The organism is Cellulosimicrobium sp. TH-20, assembly GCF_002105775.1.
In the GTDB taxonomy this organism is placed as follows: Bacteria; Actinomycetota; Actinomycetes; order Actinomycetales; family Cellulomonadaceae; genus Cellulosimicrobium; species Cellulosimicrobium funkei.
This window is the reverse complement of sequence record NZ_CP020857.1, coordinates 4,087,828-4,109,637: the sequence shown is the minus strand read 5'-3', so window position 1 is coordinate 4,109,637 and position 21,810 is coordinate 4,087,828. Positions and strand designations below refer to the sequence as shown.

At 72.2% G+C, this 21,810-nt stretch carries 7 protein-coding genes and 1 pseudogene; all 8 read left to right on the top strand.

From position 1 onward, the window contains the following. The first annotated feature begins 39 nt into the window (after positions 1-39). Positions 40-3,921, top strand: coding sequence for an alpha-L-arabinofuranosidase C-terminal domain-containing protein (locus B8281_RS18305; RefSeq protein WP_198163094.1), 3,882 nt, complete (start codon positions 40-42; stop codon positions 3,919-3,921). A 223-nt stretch (positions 3,922-4,144) separates the two neighbouring features. Continuing rightward, positions 4,145-8,323 (top strand): beta-L-arabinofuranosidase domain-containing protein, encoded by a 4,179-nt coding sequence (locus tag B8281_RS18300; RefSeq protein ID WP_085388449.1) that lies wholly within the window; start codon positions 4,145-4,147, stop codon positions 8,321-8,323. A gap of 113 nt (positions 8,324-8,436) precedes the next feature. Then, the gene (locus B8281_RS19930; protein WP_157446672.1) at positions 8,437-9,117 is read left to right on the top strand and encodes a family 43 glycosylhydrolase; all 681 of its coding nucleotides are present in this window, start codon (positions 8,437-8,439) and stop codon (positions 9,115-9,117) included. After that, a pseudogene (locus B8281_RS19990) lies at positions 9,021-9,455 on the top strand (family 43 glycosylhydrolase); the annotation flags it as partial. The gene B8281_RS19930 and the pseudogene B8281_RS19990, both read left to right, overlap by 97 nt. Continuing rightward, positions 9,441-11,375 (top strand): carbohydrate binding domain-containing protein, encoded by a 1,935-nt coding sequence (locus B8281_RS18295; RefSeq protein ID WP_157446742.1) that lies wholly within the window; start codon positions 9,441-9,443, stop codon positions 11,373-11,375. The pseudogene B8281_RS19990 and the gene B8281_RS18295, both read left to right, overlap by 15 nt. A gap of 151 nt (positions 11,376-11,526) precedes the next feature. Further along, positions 11,527-13,941 (top strand): family 43 glycosylhydrolase, encoded by a 2,415-nt coding sequence (locus B8281_RS18290; RefSeq protein ID WP_085388448.1) that lies wholly within the window; start codon positions 11,527-11,529, stop codon positions 13,939-13,941. Between the two features lie 223 nt (positions 13,942-14,164). Further along, positions 14,165-19,102, top strand: coding sequence for a family 43 glycosylhydrolase (locus tag B8281_RS19925; RefSeq protein WP_232322616.1), 4,938 nt, complete (start codon positions 14,165-14,167; stop codon positions 19,100-19,102). 123 nt (positions 19,103-19,225) lie between these two features. Next, positions 19,226-21,802 carry an immunoglobulin-like domain-containing protein gene (locus B8281_RS18275; RefSeq protein WP_085388447.1) on the top strand — a complete coding sequence of 859 codons (2,577 nt, stop codon included), beginning with the start codon at positions 19,226-19,228 and terminating at the stop codon, positions 21,800-21,802. Positions 21,803-21,810: the final 8 nt, after the last annotated feature.

The following is a 21,810-nucleotide window of genomic DNA, read 5'->3' as shown; positions in this document are numbered from 1 at the left end:
CGCAATGGTGCGTGTCTCTCGACGATGAGAGGAAGCCCTATGGAAACGTCTGTTCACCCGTCCCTCCCCACGCCCCGGCGCAGACCGGCGCGCCGCCGGTCCGTCGCCGTCGCCCTCGTGGCGGGCATGGTCGGCACGGCCGCGCTCGCGACGTCGCTGCCGGCCGCCGCCGCGGAGCCCGACCTGCCCGACGGCGCATGGGTCGACACGTTCGACGGCGCCGCGCTCGGCCCGGACTGGACCGTCGTCAACCCCGTGCCCGAGGCGCTGTCCGTCGGCGGGGGGAAGCTCACGCTGACCTCGCAGCCGGGCGACACGTACCAGGACGCGAACAGCGCGAAGAACGTCGTGCTGCTCGACGTGCCGGCGGGCGACTTCACCGTCGTCACCCGGCTGGAGGCGCCCGTCGCCTCCGTCTACCAGGGCGCCGGCCTCGTCGCGTGGCAGGACATGGACAACTACGTCCGGTCGGGCCTGACCTTCGTGGGTGACCTCTCGCCGTCGGGCCGCGCGATCGAGAACGACGTCGAGACCGGCGGCGTCTTCAGCGCGGCGGCCTTCACCGACCGCCCGGGCTCCACCGGGGAGACGCTGCGCATGCAGCGCACCGGCGACACGATCGCGACGAGCTTCTGGGACGGCACCGCGTGGCAGCCCGCGGGCTCCGTGACCGTCGACTTCCCGACGACGCACGTCGGCCTCTACGCGCTCGCCGCGCAGAGCGGCGCGGCGCACACCGCGGCGTTCGACTACGTCGCGGTCCAGGCCGCCGAGGGCGCGGACCAGGTGCCCGACGGCACGTTCACGCTCGCGGGCCCGGGCGACGCCCGGTACCTCGTGGCGACCGACGACGGCCTCGCCCTCGACGACGAGCGCCCCGCGACGACCGTCGCGCTCGCCGCGACGGCGGTCGACGGCGCCGAGGGCACGTCCCCGGTGACGCTCGCCGTCGGCGACCGGCCCGTGGTCGTCTCCGGCGCGTCCCGGCTCTCCCTCGGGCCCGCGGGCGCGGACGCGACGGCGCTGCGGCTCACCGACGCGGGCGGCGGCACGGTCTGGCTGCGCAGCGCGGCCGACCCCGAGCGGTACGCCGGGGTGCGCGCGTCCGACGGCGCGCTCGTCCTCGGTCCGCGCGACGCGGCCACGAAGCTCACGATCACGCCCGCCACGAGCGCGGACCACGAGATCACCGTGGACCTCGCCGGCGAGCGCACGGAGATGAGCGACGAGCTCTACGGCATCTTCTACGAGGACATCAACTACGCGGCCGACGGCGGCCTGTACGCCGAGCTCGTGCGCAACCGGTCGTTCGAGTTCACCAGCCAGGACAACGGGTCGTTCACCGGGCTCACGGCGTGGAGCGCCGCGAACCGTGGCGGCGCGACGGCGACGACCCAGGTCGTGAACGACGCCGGGCGGCTCAACGCGACGAACCGCAACTACCTCAACCTCACGACGACCGGGGCGGGTGCCGGGGTGCGCAACGCCGGGTACAACACGGGGCTGTTCGTCGAGGAGGGCGAGTCCTACGACTTCTCCGTCTGGGCGCGCTCGGCGACGGCGCAGACCGTCACGGTGCGGGTCGAGGACGCCGCCGGGACGACGGCGTACGCGACCGGCCAGGTCGCCGTCGACGGCTCGGACGCGTGGAAGAAGTACGACGTCACGCTCACCGCGACCGGCACGACGAACGCCGGGCGCCTCGCGCTGCTCTCCGGCGCGGCCGGCACGCTCGCGCTCGACCAGGTGTCGCTCTTCCCGCAGGACACGTGGGTCGGCCCGGTCAACGGGAAGTCCGTGCTCCGCAAGGACCTCGCCGAGAAGATCGACGCGCTCGACCCGCAGTTCCTGCGCTTCCCCGGCGGCTGCGTGACGAACGTCGGCACCTTCCGCACGTACGAGGAGTCGGGCTTCACCGACCGTCGTCGCACCTACCAGTGGAAGGAGACGATCGGCCCGGTCGAGGAGCGCGCGACCAACTGGAACTTCTGGGGCTACAACCAGTCGTACGGGATCGGCTACCTCGAGTACTTCCTGCTCGCCGAGGACCTCGGTGCGACCCCGCTGCCCGTGGTGTCGGTGGGCGCCAACGGCTGCGGCAGCACGATCCCCGAGATGAAGGATCCCGCGCAGATCCAGCGCTGGGTCGACGACACGGTCGACCTCGTCGAGTTCGCGAACGGTGACGTCACGACCGAGTGGGGCGCCGTGCGCGCCGAGCTCGGGCACCCCGAGCCGTTCGGCCTGAAGTACCTCGGGCTCGGCAACGAGGAGAACACCAAGACGTTCGAGGCCAACTTCCCGGCGTTCCGCGACGCGGTCGCGGCCGCCTACCCGGACGTCCAGATCATCTCGAACTCCGGTCCGGACGACACCGGCCAGCGCTTCGACGAGCTCTGGGAGTTCAACCGCGAGCAGGACGTCGACCTCGTCGACGAGCACTACTACAACGACCCGCAGTGGTTCCTCGAGAACGACGAGCGCTACGACTCCTACGACCGCGAGGGGCCGCACGTGTTCCTCGGCGAGTACGCGTCGCGCGGCAACACGTTCGCCAACGCGCTGTCCGAGGCCGCCTTCATGACGGGTCTCGAGCGCAACTCCGACGTCGTGCGGCTCGCGTCGTACGCGCCGCTGCTCGCGAACGAGTCCTACGTCCAGTGGTCGCCCGACGCGATCTGGTTCGACAACGACGAGTCCTGGGGCTCGGTGAACTACTACGTCCAGCAGCTGTTCTCCGCGAACGCGGGCGACGAGGTCGTGCCCAGCACGCACTCCGGCCCGGCGCCCGCCGACGCGACGCTCGACGGCGGCGTCTTCCTCTCCACGTGGAACACGGCCGCGCAGTACGACAACGTGCGCGTGACCGACAACGCGAGCGGCGAGGTGATCTTCGCGGACGACTTCGAGTCCGGCGCGTCGCAGTGGGAGCCGCAGTCGGGCACGTGGGCGGCGCAGGACGGCGCGTACGTCCAGTCGGCGACGAACGTCACCGACGCCCGGTCGATCGTGGCCGGCGCGTACGCGAAGGACTGGTCGAGCTACACGCTCGAGCTCGACGCGCGCAAGACGTCGGGCGCCGAGGGCTTCCTCGTCGGCTTCGCCGCGGGCGGCCCGAACGACTACTACTGGTGGAACCTCGGCGGGTGGAACAACTCGCGCCAGGCCCTCCAGCGCGCGTCGGGCGGGAGCGCCAACGAGGTGCAGGCCGTCGAGAACCACAGCATCGAGGCCGGTCAGCCGTACCACGTCAAGGTCGTCGTCGAGGGCTCGACGATCGAGCTCTACCTCGACGGCGAGCTCCAGATGTCCTACGAGCAGCCGTCGACCAAGTCGCTCTATCAGGTCGTCACACGGGACGACGACACGGGTGACGTCGTGGTCAAGGTCGTCAACCCCACCGCGACCGCGGCGCGCACGCAGGTGCACGTCGAGGGCGCCGAGGAGATCGCGGACCAGGCGACGGTCACCGAGATGGTGGGCGCGCCGTCGGACACGAACACCAAGGCGGACCCCGAGCGGGTCGTCCCGGTGGAGCGGACGCTGACCGGCGTGGGGGAGGAGTTCTCCTACGAGTTCCCCGCCCACTCGATCACGTTCGTCCGGCTGCACGCGTCCGAGGCGGCTCCGGAGCTCGACCTCGCGGTCGAGGTCACGCCGCGCTGCCTGGCGGGCACGGCGTACGTCGCCGTGCGCGCGACGAACGGCGAGGACGTCCCCGTCACGCTGACGCTCGCGACGCCGTTCGGGCAGAAGGCGTTCGCGGACGTGGCGCCCGGCAAGAACGCGTACCAGTCGTTCGCGGCGCGCGCGACGTCGGCCCCGGCCGGCACCGCGACGGTGACGGGCACGGCGACGCTCGACGGCGAGCAGGTCACCTCGACCGTCGACGTCGCCTACGACGCGCTCGACTGCGGCTGAACCATGCCGAGGTAGAACCGCAGGTCGCGAGGTAGAAGCCCCCGGGCTCTACCTCGCGACCGCTGGCTCTACCTCGCGAGAGCACGCTTCCCTCGTGGCCGGTCCGGCGGGCCACGAGGGCGCGGCCCGCGCTCCCCGCGCGGGCCGCCACCGCACGACACCGCACGACACCGCACGTCTCGACGCGCGGGCGACGACGCCCGCGCCGACCAGAGGAGCACCGATGCACCCCCGACCGACCGACGGCGTCCGCTGTCGACCCGGCGGCGTGGCCCGGCTGGCGGCCGTGGCGGCCGCCGCCGCGCTCGCCGTGACCGCGTGGGCACCGTCCGCCGTCGCGGCCGACGCCCTGCCCGCGCCCGTCCTCGACCTCGCGTTCGACGGCGACGTCGCCGACGCGAGCCCCCTCGCGCACCCCGTGGCCCTGCGCGGTCACACGGGCTCCGCGCCGACCGGCTTCTCCTACGTCGACGGCGTCGACGGGGCGGGGCAGGCCCTGCGCCTGAGCGGCAGCACGTACCTCGACCTCGGGTCGTCGACGGCGCTCCAGCCCGAGGACCTGACGCTCTCGTTCTGGGTGGAGCCCAGCGGGAAGCTGTCCGGGGAGCACGTCATCACGTGGAACAAGCGGGCCTACAACTCCGACGGCTGGTACCTGTCGTCCGAGTCGGACACGGTGCCGCTCGCGCTGTCGGTGGGGCCGGCGTCGGGCCAGCCGTACAAGGTGCGGGTCGCGAGCTCCGACCGCGCGGCGTTCTTCCCCGCGGACGAGTGGACGCACGTCGTCGTCACGTACGACCACGCGACGAAGGCCGTCGCGTTCTACCGCAACGGCGAGCAGGTCCCGTCGACGGTGGCCAGCGCGGTCGCCGGCGACGCGACGGGGGTCCTGGGCTCCGACCCGGCGCTGCCGAAGACGATCGGGTTCAACGGGCCCCAGTACAACGGCGCCTACCTCAAGGCCGCGCTGGACGACTACCGCCTGTACGACGCGGTGGCGGACCTGGGCGACGTCGTCGGGCTGTTCGAGGAGAGCGGGCGCACGGTGGACCGCGACGCGATCGCGCAGGACGACGCCGACGCGCTGTCCCTGCCGGAGCGCGCGACGGTCGCGCTCGTGCTCCCGGCGACCGGCTCGCGCGGGTCGACCGTGACGTGGCGGTCGTCGCATCCCGAGGTCGTCGCGACCGACGGGACCGTGGTCCGGCCCGCGATCGGGGAGGACGACGCGCACGTCACGCTGACCGCGACGGTGCGCTACCTCGACGGCGAGCCGGCGACGCGCGACCTCGAGGTCGTCGTGCCCGCGCTCGTCGACGAGACGCCGCTCGAGGAGACCGCGCTGCCGTCGGTGCTGCTCTCCGACGACTTCCTCCAGAACGCTGCCGCGAAGGAGCACGAGTACCTGCTGAGCCTGGACTCCGAGACGTTCCTCTACGAGTTCTACAAGGTCGGCGGGCTGACCCCGACCACGGCCGCCGGGTACGGCGGCTGGGAGCGCAGCAACGCCGTGAACTTCCGCGGCCACGCGTTCGGCCACTACCTCTCGGCGCTCGCGATGTCGTGGTCCTCGACGCAGGACGAGGCGACGAAGGACGCGCTGTTCACCGAGATCGAGGAGGGTGTGGGCGGGCTCGCGCGCGTGCAGGACGCGTACGCCGCCGCGCACCCCGGCTCGGCCGGGTACGTCTCCGCGTTCCGCGAGTCGATCCTCGACCAGGTGCAGGGCACCGGGACGTCGGACGAGAACGTCATCGTGCCCTGGTACAACCTGCACAAGGTGCTCGCCGGGCTGCTCGACGTCGCCGAGCACGTGGACGGCCCCGTCGGTGACCAGGCGCTCGCCGTGGCGACCGAGTTCGGGCTCTACGTCCAGGGCCGCGTCGCGAAGCTGCCGAGCACCGACGTCATGCTGCGCACCGAGTACGGCGGCATGAACGAGGCGCTGTACGAGCTGTTCGACCTCACGGGCGACGTCCGGATCAAGGAGGCGGCCGAGGCGTTCGACGAGGTGACGTTCTTCCGTCAGCTCGCCGCGGGCCAGGACGTGCTGCCGGGCAAGCACGCCAACACGCAGATCCCCAAGCTGCTCGGCGCGCTCAAGCGCTACCAGGTGTTCACGCAGAACCCCGCCTACTACGACCTGCTCACGCCCGCCGAGAAGGACGAGCTGCCGATGTACCTCGCGGCGGCGGAGAACTTCTTCGACATCGTGGTGCGCGACCACACCTACGTCACCGGCGCGAACAGCCAGGCGGAGCACTTCCACGCGCCCGGGTCGCTGCACGAGCGCGCGGACGAGCAGGGCACCGCGCGCAACGCCGAGACGGCCGAGACGTGCAACGAGTACAACATGCTCAAGCTCGCGCGCGAGCTCTTCACGCTGAGCAAGGACGTGCGGTACGCGGACTACTACGAGAACGCGTTCATCAACACGATCCTCGCGTCGCAGAACCCGGAGACCGGGACGACGACGTACTTCAACCCCATGGCGTCGGGCTACCACCGCGTCTACAACCTGCCGTTCACCGAGTTCTGGTGCTGCACCGGGACGGGCATGGAGAGCTTCTCCAAGCTCGGCGACTCGATCTACTTCACCGGCCAGGGCTCGGTGTGGGTCAACATGTTCTTCTCCTCGACGGTCGAGCACGTGGAGCAGAACCTGCGGCTCACGCAGGAGGCGAACCTGCCGAACGAGGACACCGTGACCTTCCGCGTCGACGCGCTCGACGGCGGTGCGGTCGCCGAGGACGCGACGCTGCGCCTGCGCGTGCCGTCGTGGATCGCGGGCGAGCCCGCGGTCGAGGTGAACGGCGCCGCCGTCGAGCCGCACGCGTCGCGCGGGTACGTCGTGCTGCCCGTCGCCGCGGGCGACGTGGTCCGGTACACGATGCCGATGGCGGCGTCCGTCGTCGACACCCCGGACAACCCGTACTTCGTGGCCTTCCGGTACGGGCCCGTCGTCCTCTCCGCGAACCTCGGCGAGGTCCCCGAGCCGGCGTGGCAGGGCACGGGCATCCTCGTCCGCTCGTCCACGCGCGACGCCGACGCCCAGACGACGATCACGGCCGCGAACATGGGCGCCGACGAGTGGAAGGAGCGGATCGCGGAGAACCTCGTCCGCGTCGAGGACGACGCCGAGGGTCGGGTCCAGCTCGAGCTGCGGAACACCGCCGACGGCGGCGACCTCGTCTTCACGCCCCACCACACCAACTGGGACGTGACGTACGGGCTGTACCTCCACCTCGACGAGCCGGACTCCGCCGCGTCGCAGGAGCGCATCCTGCGCGGCAAGCAGGAGCTGCGCGACGCCGACCGCACCGTCGACAGCCTGACGAGCTTCGACGACAACAACTTCGAGAACGCGAAGAACCTCCAGCAGAGCGGGTCGTCGGTCGGGACGTTCTCCGGCCGCCAGTTCCGCCACGCGAACGGCACGGGCTGGTTCAGCTACGACCTCATGATCGACCCGGCCTCGGCGTCGAACCACCTGGGCGTCACGCTCTACTCGGGCGACCAGGGCCGCGTGTTCGACGTGTACGTGAACGACGAGAAGCTGAAGACGATCACCACGGTCGCGAACGCCCCGACCAAGGACGAGCAGGGGTTCTACGTCGACACGTCGCAGCTCCCGGCGAAGTACCTCGAGATCGGCGAGGGCACGCGCTGGAAGGTCGACAGCGCGGGGGAGTACGTGCTCGACGAGGACGGCGAGCGCATCCCCGTGGTCACCGTCCGCTTCCAGGCGACGGGCGGCTGGGCCGGAGGCGTGTTCGGCGTCCGGGTCGACCGCGCGGCGTCGTACGACGCGACGCCCGGGCTCGCGGCGCTCGCGTTCGACACCGGGTCGCTCGCCCCTGCGTTCGACCCGGCGGTGACGGACTACACCCTCACCGTCCCCGCGGGCACGACGAGCGTCGTGCTCGACGCCGACCCGCACGTGCCGAGCGGCCTGGTCCGCGTCGACGGCGTGCTGATCGACGACACGCAGGGTCGCGTCGTGCCGCTCGCGGCGGACGGGAGCGCCCGGACCGTGGAGGTCGTCGGCGTCGCGCAGGACCACGAGACCGCCACGACCTACCGGGTCGAGATCGTGCCGGGGGCGACGGCCGTCGTCCCGCTCGACGTCGAGGTCTCGTCGCGCTGCCTCGCCGGCAAGGCCTACGTGGCGGTCCGGGCGACGAACACGGGCACCACGCCGGTGGACGTCACCCTGGCGACGCCGTACGGGGAGAGGTCGTCCACGGGCGTCGCCCCGGGCGCGAACGCGTACCAGTCGTTCGCGTCCCGCGCGACGGCGGTCCCCGCCGGCACCGCGACGGTCACCGCGACGGCGGTGCTCGACGGCGCCCCGGTCACCACGACCCACGACGTCGACATCGAGCCGCGCACCTGCGGCTGAGCGACCCGCGCGCCGCACCGGCGTCCTCGCGGTCGGTCCGACGGGCCGCGAGGACGCCGCAGCGCGGCGACGCGGCGTCAGTCGATATCGGTACCGACATCGATATCCCCGGCATGAACCCACGACAGCAGCAGACCTCGACGAGGAGGAACGACATGAGCAGGCACCGGAGACGACGAGCCGCGGCGACGATCGTGGCGGGGGTGCTGGCGCTCGGGGCCGGCCTGCCCGCGGCGCACGCCACCGCGACGGCCGACGACGAGCCCCCGGCGGCGACCGCCCTCACCGGGCTGACCACGACGGACCGCGGCGACGGGACGTACGACGTCCCGCTCCTGCGCAGCGACGTCCCCGACATCAGCGTCACGCGCGTCCCCGCGGCCGAGAACGACGAGGGCCGCGACCTCTACTACATGATCAGCACGACGATGCACCTCGCGCCCGGCGCCCCGATCATGAAGTCGTACGACCTCGTGAGCTGGGAGATCGTCGGCTACGTCTACGACCGTCTCGGCGTCGGCGACGTGTCGTCGCTGCGCAACGGGAAGAACGGCTACGGCAACGGGCAGTGGGCGTCCTCGCTGCGCTACCGCGACGGCACGTTCTACGTGGTGTTCAACACCAACGACCTCGGGGGTCGTACCTCTTCCGCACGGACGACGTCGAGCACGGCGCGTGGGAGCGCACCGCGCTCGGCCGGGGGTTCCACGACCCGTCGCTGTTCTTCGACGAGGCCGACGGGGGGACGCCCTACATCTTCTACGGCTCGGGCGCGACGAGCGCCGTCCGGCTGAACGACGACCTCACCGCGATCGAGGCGGACTTCCCGAACATCTTCCGTGCCGCGGACTACGCGGGCGAGCCGTTCGTCGGCGGGCTGTTCGAGGGCGCGCAGGTGCACTACATCGACGGCGAGTACTACGTCGCGATCATCACGTGGCCCAGCGGCCAGAACCGGCAGGAGGTGCTGTTCCGCTCCCCGCACCTGCTGGGCCGCTACGAGACCGCCGACGGGTCGAACCCGTACGAGGCGCGCAGCGCGCTGAACTCGGACGGCTTCGCGCAGGGTGGGCTGGTCGAGGTGCCCGACGGCGCGGGCGGCTACGAGTGGTGGGGCATGTTCTTCCGCGACACCTACCCTCTCGGCCGCATCCCCGCGCTCATCCCCGCGACGTGGGAGGACGGCTGGCCCACGTTCGGCGACGACGGCGTCGTCCGCGTCGGCGACACGTTCGCCAAGCCGATCGTGCTGGACCCGGCGACGGAGCGCCGGGAGCGGCTGAAGAGCATCGTCGCCTCCGACGACTTCGCGAACGACGCCGAGCACCGCGCGTTCAGCGACACCGTCTGGGAGGTCCCCGACGCGCCCACGTACGACGAGTCCCTGCTCGGCGTCGAGCTCGTCGCCAACCCTGGGTTCGAGGACGCCGGGACCGCGCCGTGGGCCGCGCAGTTCGGGGCGACGCTGTCGCGCGAGACGAGCGGCGCGGCGTCGGGCACGGGCGCGCTGCGCGTCGCGGGCCGGACGCTCAACGGCTCCGGGCCGAACCAGCAGCTCGGCGGGAAGATCCAGGCGGGCGTGACCTACGAGGTCTCGGCCCGGGTCCGCTACGCCTCCGGGCCGGCGCAGGTCCGCTTCAACCTCGTCGGGGACTGGGGCGCGGGCGTCACCACGCTCGCGTGGGCGAACGCCACGCCGGGGGAGTGGACGACCGTGCGGGGCACCTACACCGTCCCGCAGGACGCGGACGTCCGGACCTTCAAGCTCGCGGTCGAGACGCCGTGGGGCAACCCGCAGCCGCCGTCGTCGAGCGTCGAGTACCTGCTCGACGACGTGTCCGTGGTCGGCCGCGCGCCGGCCGTCGAGACGCCCACGCTCGAGGAGGTGTCGTACAACGGCTCGGACCTCGACCTCGCCTGGCAGTGGAACCACGCGCCGGACAACCGGTACTGGTCCCTCACCGAGCGCGAGGGCTGGCTGCGCCTGACCAACGGGCACGTCGTGAGCGGCGAGGCGGAGTACACCAAGGCGCCCGGGCGCGACCTCACCTACCTCGAGGAGGCGCGCAACACGCTCGGTCAGCGCACCTTCGGGCCGACGGCCTCCGCGGAGACCCGCGTCGACGTGTCGGGGATGCTCGACGGCGACGTCGCCGGCCTGGCCGTCTACGGCCGCAGCTTCGCGTACGCGGGGGTCCAGCAGGTCGACGGCGAGCGCACGCTCGGCCTCGTCACGCGGCTCCAGCCGTTCACCGACACGATCGACCGCGAGGCGGTCGAGTCGTTCGTCCCCGGGTCGCAGGTCCCGCTCGGGGAGCGCGCGGACGTGCACCTCAAGGCGGACGCGGACTTCGCCTCGCCGGGCGGCCAGCTCTGGGTGCAGTACTCCTACAGCCTCGACGGGCGCACGTGGCAGCCGCTCGGGCCGCGCCAGGGGCCGCTCGTCATGGACTGGAGCCTGTCCCACTTCATGGGCTACCGGTTCGGCCTCTTCTCCTACGCCAAGGAGCGGACCGGCGGGCACGTGGACTTCGACCACTTCCTCCTCAGCGACGTGCTCGACGCCGACGGCGGCGCCGACCGGACGGCGCTCGACGCCGTCGTCGCCGAGGCGGAAGGGCTCGACCCGGCGGACCACACGGCCGAGTCGTGGGCCGCCGTCGAGCAGGCCCTCGCCTGGGCGCGGTCGACGACCGCGCCGTCGACGCAGAACCAGGCCGACGCTCCCGCCCGGGCGCTCGCGCTCGCCGTCGCGTCACTGGAGCCGACGACGTCCCCGGGCGTCGCGTTCGCGGCGGAGGCGAGCCTGCGCGCGCTCGCCGGCACGGACTACGTCGCCGTGCGCGTCGTGAACGAGGAGGACGTCCCGGTGGACGTGGTGGTCGCCACGCCGTACGGCAGCCGCACGTTCGCCGACGTCCGACCGGGGGCGAGCGCCTACCAGGCGTTCCCGACGCGACGGTCGCAGGCACCGGCTGGCGAGGCCACCGTCACCGTCACGCGCTCGACCGACGCCGCGACGACGACCCGCACCGTGCCGTTCGGCCGCTGACCCGCGCCCGACCCGGCGGGCCGCGCAGGCCGCGCCGGGTCGGCGCGCGAGGAGGGAGGACGCAGGACGACGGCGGGGACCGCCGTCGGGCACGACCGTCCGCGCGAGGCGCGCGGACGCGCAGGACACCCACATCGATCGAGGAGGATCCATGGACACGCACCACCGCAGACGACGTCGCCTGCGCGGCGCCGTCGCCGGGGCCGCGCTCGTGACGCTGCTCTCCGCGTCGCTCGCCGCGCTGCCGTCGTACGCCGCGGACGAGGAGCTGGTCGTCAACGGCGGCTTCGAGGACGGCACGACCGGCTGGTTCGTCAACAACGGCAACGCGACCGACAAGGCCGTGCTGTCGACCACCGACCAGGCGTTCGCGGGCGAGGCCGCGGCCCTGACCACCGAGCGCGCGACGACCGGCTCCGGTCCGATGCAGGACCTCAGCGGCAAGGTCCGCGCGGGCGAGACGTACGAGCTCACCGCGAAGATCCGCTACGACGCCGCCGCGGCGCCGGCCACCAAGCAGTTCTTCGCGACGATGCACTACGGCGGCGGGTCGTACACGAACCTGGTGAGCGTCACCGCGACCAAGGGCCAGTGGGCGACGCTCGACGGCCGGTTCACGATCCCGGCCGACCAGAACGTCGGCACCGCGCGGCTGTTCTTCGAGACGCCGTGGACGAGCAACCCGTCCGCCGACCCGGCGACGCACCTCATGGACTTCGTGCTCGACGACGTCTCCGTCGTCGGCGCGGCCCCGCCCGGACCGCCGTCGAAGACGATCGAGGTGCTCGGCAAGCTTCCCGGCGAGCACAACCCGCTCATCTCCCACAAGTTCGGGGCCGACGGGTTCGGGTTCGTCGAGGACGGGCGCGTGTACATGTACATGACGAACGACACCCAGGGCTACGCGCCCGACCCGGTGACGGGCGTCTCGCCGCAGATCAACTACGGCAGCATCAACCAGATCACGCTCATCTCGTCCGAGGACCTCGTGAACTGGACGGACCACGGCGAGATCCAGGTCGCGGGGCCGCAGGGCGTCGCCCCCTTCACCAACAACTCGTGGGCGCCGGGCATGGCGAAGAAGACGGTCGACGGCGTCGACAAGTACTTCCTCTACTACGCCAACGGCGGCGGGTCGTCGAACGTCATCACGGGCGCCTCGCCGCTCGGGCCGTGGACGAGCGAGCGCGACAGCACGCTCATCGACGGGCGCACCCCGGGCGCCGAGGCCGTGGCCTGGAAGTTCGACCCGGCGCCGCTCGTCACCGACGACGGCGCGTACCTCTACTTCGGCGGCGGCCCGGCGTCGACGTCGATGCCCGCGGCGGAGCGGTTCAACAACCCGAAGAACATCCGCGTCATCGAGCTCGGCGACGACATGGTCTCCACGCAGGGCACGGCGGCCGTCGTGGACGCGCCCGTGGCGTTCGAGGCGGCGCAGGTCTTCGAGCGCGACGGGAAGTACTACCTGTCGTACTCGTCGCACTTCGGCGGCAACGACTTCGGCGGCAACCAGGCCACGCTCCCGGGGTACCCGGGCGGCGGGCAGATCGGCTACATGATCTCCGACGACCCGATGTCGTTCCCCAAGGAGACGTACGCCGGCGTGATGTTCCCGAACCAGTCGCAGTTCTTCGGCGCGGGCACGGGTGGCAACAACCACCAGTCGGTGTTCGAGCTGGACGGCAAGTACTACTTCACGTACCACGCGCCCACGCTCAACAAGCGCATCAACGGCAGCACCACGCAGGGCTACCGCAGCCCGCACATCCAGGAGCTGACGTTCAACGCGGACGGCACGGTCCAGCAGGTCGTCGGCGACTACGCGGGCGTGGACCAGGTCAAGGACCTCGACCCGTTCCAGGTGCTCGAGGCGGAGACGTTCGCGTGGCAGCAGGGCCTCACCACCGCGAAGGTCGACGGCGGCTCGGCACAGTTCGGCGACCAGGCGCCGAACCTCGTCGTCCGCGACGTCGACGCCGGCGACTGGTCGGCGCTGTCGTCGGTCGACTTCGGCGACGGTGCCGCGAGCGTCACGGCGCGCGTCAAGCCGCTCGTCGAGGGTGCCACCGTCGAGGTGCGCCTCGACGACCGCGAGGGTGCCGTCGTCGGCACGCTCGACCTCGACACCCCCGTGGGCGAGTGGGCGGACGTGACCGCCGCCCTCGAGGGCGTGAGCGGCGTCCACGACGTGTACTTCACGTTCGCCGGCCCCGCGGGCGTCGACCTCGTCGAGGTGGACACGTGGGAGTTCGCGGCCGACGCCGCCGGCCCGGCCGTCGAGCTCGACGTGACCGCGTCCGCACGCTGCCTCGCGGGCAAGGCCTACGTGGCGGTGCGCGCGACCAACCTCGCCGACGTCGCGGCCGACGTCGAGCTCGTCACCCCGTTCGGCGCGCGCGTCGTGCGCGACGTCGCGCCGGGGGCGAACGCGTACCAGTCGTTCGCCACGCGGTCCGGGTCGCTCGCGGCCGGGGTCGCGACCGCCACGGGCACCGCGGTGCTCGACGGCGTCACGGTCGAGACCGCGCACGAGGCCGCCTACGGCGACCTGTCCTGCGGCTGACACCGGACGACCAGCACTGCCCGACGGCGGCCCGCACCCCACCCGGGGTGCGGGCCGCCGTCGGCGTCCGGGTGCGCCCGGGAGTCCTCACGCGCTTTTCGACATCGTTGTCGGTCCCGGGGTCCCTAGGCATGTTTGCGTTCACATGTTAGCGTTCACACGCGCGTCCGACGGCGGACCCGCGACCGGCGCCGACGCCGGGCACGACGACGAGGAGTCACCGATGACCTCACGCCACGAACCACCCCCGACGCCCGCGGAGCCCCGCGCCCGACGCCGACGCCGCTCGCTCGCGGCGCTGCTCGGCCTCGCGCTCGTCGCCCCGCTCGCGCCCGTGGGCGCGGCGGCCGCCGGCCCGATGCCCGCGGCGCCCGCACCGGCCCCCGCAGCGGCCGAGCCGACCACGGACGGTCTGCGGCTCTGGCTCCCGCTCGACGAGACCGAGGGCGCCGTCGCGCACGACGCGTCGGGTCACGGCCTCGACGCCGCGCTCGTCGGCTCGGGCGGCGGGTGGCGCGCGGGACAGGGGCTCACGTTCGGCGGCGCGAACCACGTGGACCTGCCCGACGACCTCCTGGCCGGCTACGACGCCGTGACGGTGAGCGCGGACGTGTGGGTCGACACGTCGCTGAGCGGCAACTACTTCTTCTACACCTTGGGCAACGCGGCGGTCGGGACCCCGCAGTCCGGGAACGGCTACCTGTTCTCGACGGGCAACGCGAACTACCGCGCGACGATCTCCGACCTCGCGTGGGGCCGCGAGCAGAACACGGCCAAGACCCCCGCGGGCGCCCTCCAGCGCGGCGTGTGGAAGACCGTCACCTACACGCTCGCGGGCGGCACGGCGCGGCTGTACGAGGACGGCACCCAGGTCGGGCAGAACACCGCGGTGACGATCACGCCCGGCGCGATCGGCGGCGGCACCACGACCGCGAACGCGCTCGGGAAGTCGGCCTACGCGGCCGACAACCTCTTCAAGGGGCGCATGAAGGACTTCCGGCTCTACGACCGCGCGCTCACCGCGCAGGAGGTCGCCGACCTCGCGTCGGACGCCGCGCAGGACGCCGTCGCGGCCGACGCCGCCGCGCTCGACCTGGGCGACACGAGCGCCGTCGCCACGGACCTCGCGCTCCCGGCGAAGGGCGTCGGTGGCTCCGCCGTCGCGTGGTCGAGCTCCGACGCGGGCGTCGTCTCCGCGAGCGGCGCGGTGACGCGCCCCGCGGGCGACGAGCCGGCGACCGCGACGCTCACCGCCACGGTGACGTTGCGCGGCGCGACCGCGACCCGCACGTTCGACGTCACGGTCCTGCCGGGCGACGGCGACCAGGCGAAGGCCGACGCCGCGGCCGCCGCGCTCGAGGTGACGAACCTCGACGACGTGCGCGGCAACCTCACGCTGCCCACCACGGGGCTGCACGGCGCGAGCGTGACGTGGGAGTCGTCGTCGGGCACGATCACCCCGACGGGCGAGGTGACGCGCCCGGCGCACGGCGAGGACGCCGAGACCGTGGCCCTCACCGCGACGGTGACGGTCGGCGCGGCCACCGCGACGCGCGAGCTCGCGGCGCACGTCCCGCCGCTGCCCGAGCAGGAGGACCTCGCGGGTTACCTGTTCTCGTACTTCGTGGGCGAGGGCACCGCCACGGGCGAGCAGGTCTACTTCGGGCTCAGCCAGGGCAACGACCCGCTGAAGTACCAGAACCTCAACGACAACCAGCCCGTCCTCACGTCGGAGCTGGGGGAGAAGGGCCTGCGGGACCCGTTCATCATCCGCTCGCCCGAGGGCGACAAGTTCTACCAGATCGCCACCGACCTCAAGATCTACGGCAACGGGAACTGGGACGCGTCCCAGCGCACCGGCTCGAAGTCGATCATGGTCTGGGAGTCCACGGACCTCGTGAACTGGACCGACCAGCGTCTCGTGCAGGTCTCGCCCGACACCGCGGGCAACACGTGGGCGCCGGAGGCGTACTACGACGAGACGATCGGCGCGTACGTCGTGTTCTGGGCCTCGAAGCTCTACGCGGAGGACGACCCGGACCACACCGGCAACACGTACAACCGCATGATGTACGCCACGACGCGCGACTTCGTGACGTTCAGCGAGGCGCAGGTGTGGGTCGACCCGGGCTACTCGGTCATCGACTCGACCGTGACGCAGCACGACGGCCAGTACTACCGGTTCACCAAGGACGAGCGGAACAACACGTCGTCCACGCCGTGCTCCAAGTTCATCCTCGCGGAGAAGGCGGCCGAGCTGCGCTCGACGGACTACGACTTCATCACCGACTGCATCGGCAAGGCGAACTCGCTGGGCGGCGGGATCAACCAGGGCGAGGGCCCGACGATCTTCAAGTCGAACACCGAGGAGAAGTGGTACCTCTTCATCGACGAGTTCGGCGGCCGCGGCTACGTGCCGTTCGAGTCGACCTCGCTCGACGCGGCCGAGTGGACCATGTCCTCCGACTACGAGATGCCGTCCCGCCCGCGCCACGGCACGGTGCTCCCCGTGACGCAGGCCGAGTACGACCGCCTGCTGCGGACGTACCAGCCCGACGCGTTCGTCGAGTCCGTCGAGGACGTCGCCGTGACCGTCCAGACCGGCTCCGCGCCGGTGCTGCCCGCGAGCGTCACGGCGCGCTTCGCCGACGGCTCCACGGGCTCGGCGGACGTCACGTGGGACGCGGTCGACCCGGCATCGTACGCGCAGGCGGGCTCGTTCGAGGTGCTGGGCACGCTCGGCGGCGGGGTGAGCGTCCGCGCCCGCGCGGTCGTCACCGTGACCGACGACGTCGTCCCCGTCGAGGGCCTCAGCGTCACCCCCGAGTCGCTCGAGGTGGGCGTCGGCGGCACGCGGCAGCTCACGGCGACCGTCACGCCCGCCAACGCGACGGCGCGCGCGATCACGTGGGCGTCGGACGACGCGGACGTCGCCACGGTCTCGGCCGACGGCGTCGTCACGGGCGTCGGCAAGGGCCACGCGCTCGTCACGGCGACCACGGCCGACGGGTCGCGCACCGCGTACGTGGCGGTCGAGGTGACGGCCGACGTGCCGGGGCTCGTCGTGCGGTACGCGTTCGACGAGACGAGCGGGACGGCGGCGGCGAACACCGCGCCCGGGTCGTCGTTCGGCCCGGCGACGCTGACCAACGGCGCGGCCTTCTCCGGCACCGGGGAGGGCGTCCGGCTCGACGGGACGGACGACTACGTCGACCTGCCCGACCACCTGCTCGCCGGGCTCACCGACGTCACGGTCGCGCTCGACGTCAAGGTCGCGACGGACCAGGCGACGCCGTACTTCGTCTACGGCCTCGGCAACACGAGCGGCACGGCGGGCAACGGGTACCTGTTCACCACGGGCAACGCGTACCGCACGTCGATCGCGACGGGGAACTGGACCACCGAGCAGACCGTCACGAAGAACGCGAACCTCCAGCGCGGGGTGTGGAAGCACCTCACGTACACCCTGTCCGGCACGACGGCCGTGCTCTACGAGGACGGCGTCGAGGTGGGCCGCCAGACCGGCGTCACCATCGACCCGAAGGACATCGGGAACGGCTCGACGCTCGCCAACTACATCGGCCGCTCGTTGTACTCGGGCGACCGCTACCTCAAGGGCTCGGTGCGCGACTTCCGGGTCTACGACCGCGCGCTCACGGCGGACGAGGTCTACCAGGTCGGGGCCGACCACACGGCCGTCACGGGCGCCGAGCTCGACGCGCTCAAGGTCCCCGCGATCGTCGACGGGGCGAGCTCGACCGTGACGCTCGCCGTCGAGCCGGGCACGGATGTCTCCGCGCTCGCGCCGGTCCTCACGGTCTCGCCGCGCGCGACGGTCACGCCCGGGAACGGCTCCGTGCAGGACCTCACGCAGCCCGTGGCGTACACCGTGACCGGGCCGGACGGGTCGTCGCGCACGTGGACGGTCCAGGCCAAGCAGATGGGCAGCCCCGTGCTCCCCGGGACGTACGCCGACCCGAACATCGCGCAGTTCGGCGACACGTTCTACCTCTACGCCACGACCGACGGCACGCCGGGCTGGGGCGGCAAGGACTTCTACGTCTGGAAGTCCACCGACCTCGTGACGTGGGAGCGCTCGGAGCAGCCGTTCCTCACGCTCGACGGCGCGAACGGGAACGTCCCGTGGGCGTCCGGCAACGCGTGGGCGCCCACCATCATCGAGCGGGACGGGAAGTACTGGTTCTACTTCTCCGGCCACAACCCGACCTACAACCGGAAGACGATCGGCGTCGCGGTGGCCGACAGCCCGGAGGGGCCGTTCACCGCGCAGCCGACGGCGATGATCACGAACGGCGAGGCGGTCACGTCCGGCCAGGCCATCGACCCGGCCGCGTTCCGCGACCCGGAGACCGGGAAGCACTGGCTGCTGTGGGGCAACGGCGGGCCGTCGAACGGCCCGGTCATGGCGGAGCTGGGCGACGACATGACGTCGATCAAGCAGGACACGCTGCGGCGCATCCCCGGCCTGACCGACTTCCGCGAGGGTCTGTTCCTCAACTACCGGGACGGCGTCTACCACCTCACGTACTCGATCGACGACACGGGCTCGGAGAGCTACCGCGTCGGCTACGCGACGTCGGACAGCATCGACGGCCCGTGGACGTACCGCGGCGTGATCCTCGAGAAGGACGCCTCGCAGGGCATCCTCGGGACCGGGCACAGCTCGATCCTCAACGTCGAGGGCACGGACGACTGGTACATCGCCTACCACCGGTTCGCCATCCCCGGCGGCGACGGGACCCACCGCGAGACGACGATCGACCGCCTCACGTTCGGCGAGGACGGCCTCATCCAGAAGGTCGTGCCGACGCTCGAGAGCGTGGACCCGGTCGACGTCGCCCCCGCGCCCCGGGTCGAGCTGACCGTCGAGGCCACCCCGCGGTGCCTCGCGGGCAAGGTCTACGTCGCGGTACGGGCGACGAACGCGGGCGACGTGCCCGCCGACGTCACCCTCACGACCCCGTACGGCACGAAGACGTTCGCGGGCGTCGCCCCGGGCGCGAACGCCTACCAGTCGTTCGCGACGAGGGCGACGTCGGTCCCGGCCGGCACCGTGACGGTCACCGGCACGGCCGTGCTCGACGGCACCCCGGTCACCACGCCCTACGACGTCGCCTACGACGCCCACCCCTGCGGCTGACGATCCCCCGAGGTAGAGCCCCGGTGAGCCGAGGTAGAGGCGTGGTCACGACCACGCCTCTACCTCGCGGGACCGGGGCTCTACCTCGCGACACGACCTGCATCTCGACGAGGAGAGGACGACATGATTTCCATACACCGAGCACGCTCGGCGCTCGCCGCCGGGCTGGTGGGGGCGCTCGCCGTCTCCACGCTCGCCGCCGCGGTCGCCGCACCCGCGGCCGCAGACGTCGGCGGGCCCACCGACGACGGGCTCGTCGCGTGGTACCCGCTCGACGCCGCGAGCACGACCGGCGGCACGACGGCGAACCGCGCCGAGGGCTCGACGTTCGGCCCGGCCACGGTGGTGGGCGGCACGGCGACGGCCGACGGCACGACGCTCGACGGGACCGACGACTACGTCGACCTGCCCGACCACCTGCTCGCGGGCCTCACGGACGCCACCGTGAGCCTCGACGTGCTCGTGAGCCAGGACCAGGGCACGCCGTACTTCGTCTACGGGCTCGGCAACACGAGCGGGTCGAACGGCAACGGTTACCTGTTCACGACCGGCAACGCGTACCGCACGTCGATCGCGACCGGGAGCTGGACCACCGAGCAGACCGTCACCAAGGGCGCGAACCTCCAGCGCGGCGTCTGGAAGACGCTCACGTACACGCTCTCCGGCACGACGGCGACGCTCTACGAGGACGGCGTGCAGGTCAAGCAGGCCACGAACGTCACGACCGACCCCGGTCAGATCGGCGGCGGTCAGACGACCGCGAACTACGTCGGCCGCTCGCTCTACTCCGGCGACCGCTACCTCAAGGGCCAGGTGCGCGACTTCCGCCTCTACGACCGTGCGCTGAGCCCGGCCGAGGCGGCCGAGCTCGCGGCCCGGACCTCCACGGCCGCCGCGGACGCCGACCTCGCCGCGCTCGACCTCGGCGACACGAGCGCCGTCACCGCGGACCTCGTGCTGCCCACCACGGGCGCGCAGGGCTCGCTCGTCACGTGGACGTCGTCGGACGCGGGCGTCGTCGGCGCCACGGGGAAGGTCACCCGGCCCGCCGCGGGCGAGGACGACGCGACCGTGACGCTCACCGCGCTCGTCACGCGCGGCGCGGTCGCGCGCACCGCCCAGTTCGACGTCACCGTCCTCGCCCACCTGGCTCCTGCCGCGGCCGTGGCGTGGGACGCGAGCCACGTCGTCGTGCCGCACCTCGGCGACGTGCGCGGCAACCTCACGCTGCCGGCCGAGGGGGCCAACGGCTCCGCCCTCACGTGGGAGAGCTCCGACCCCGCGACCGTCTCGGCCACGGGCGAGGTGACCCGGCCCGCCCACGGCGAGCCGGCCGCCGTCGTGCGGCTCACCGTCACGGCGACCAAGGACGGCGCGACCGCGACGCACACCTACGACGCGACGGTCCGCCCGCTGCCGGCCGCCGCCGACTACGAGGGCTACTTCTTCCCGTACTTCGAGGGGGAGAGCACCGCGGACGGCGAGTCGGTCTACTTCAGCGCGAGCAACGGGAACGACCCGCTCGACTGGGTCGAGCTCAACGACGGCGAGCCCGTGCTCACGTCGACGCTCGGCGAGAAGGGCCTGCGCGACCCGTTCATCATCCGCTCACCCGAGGGCGACCGGTTCTTCCTCCTCGCGACCGACCTGCGCATCTACGGCGGCAACAACTTCGGCAACGCGCAGGAGCGCGGGTCGCGCGCGCTGATGATCTGGGAGTCGACCGACCTCGTGCACTGGTCCGACCAGCGCATGGTCACGGTGTCGAGCGCGTACGCGGGCAACACGTGGGCGCCCGAGGCGTTCTGGGACGCGCAGCGCGGCGAGTACATCGTCTACTGGGCCTCGGCGCTCTACCCGACGACGTCGACCGACGGCCGCCGCATCGCCGACTCCTACCAGCGCATGATGTACGCCACGACGCGCGACTTCGTGACGTTCTCCGAGCCGCAGGTGTGGATCGACGAGAAGCGCGGCAACGGGCTGGGGATGATCGACTCGTCGATCGTCGAGCACGAGGGCACCTACTACCGGTTCACCAAGGACGAGGCGTACATGATCCCGCGCCTCGAGAAGTCGACGGACCTGCGCTCGACCGACTGGGACCTCGTCGCCGAGAAGATCGGCTACGGCCAGCCCAACCCGTGGGGCGGCACGCTCACCGCGGGCGAGGGCCCGACCGTCTTCAAGTCGAACACCGAGGAGAAGTGGTACCTCTTCGTCGACCAGCCGAGCTACCACGGTGGCCAGGGGTACCTGCCGCTCGAGTCCACCGACCTCGACTCGGGCGTGTGGACGTCGGTCGACGCCCACCTGCCGAGCAGCCCACGCCACGGCACCGTGCTGCCGATCACGGCCGCCGAGCACGCCGCGCTCCTCGCGGCGTACGGCGAGCAGCCGCCGGCGCCCGAGCTCGACCTCGCGGTCGAGGTCACGCCGCGCTGCCTCGCGGGGAAGGCGTACGTCGCGGTCCGCGCGACGAACGGGGAGGACGTCCCCGTCACGCTGACGCTCACGACGCCGTACGGGGAGAAGACGGTCGCCGACGTCGCGCCGGGCAAGAACGCCTACCAGTCGTTCGCCGCCCGCACGACGGCGGTCCCGGCGGGCTCGGTCACGGTGACCGGCGTGGCGACCCTCGACGGCCGGGAGGTGACGGCCACGCGCGAGGCGGCGGTCGACGCGCTCGACTGCGCCTGACCGTCCCC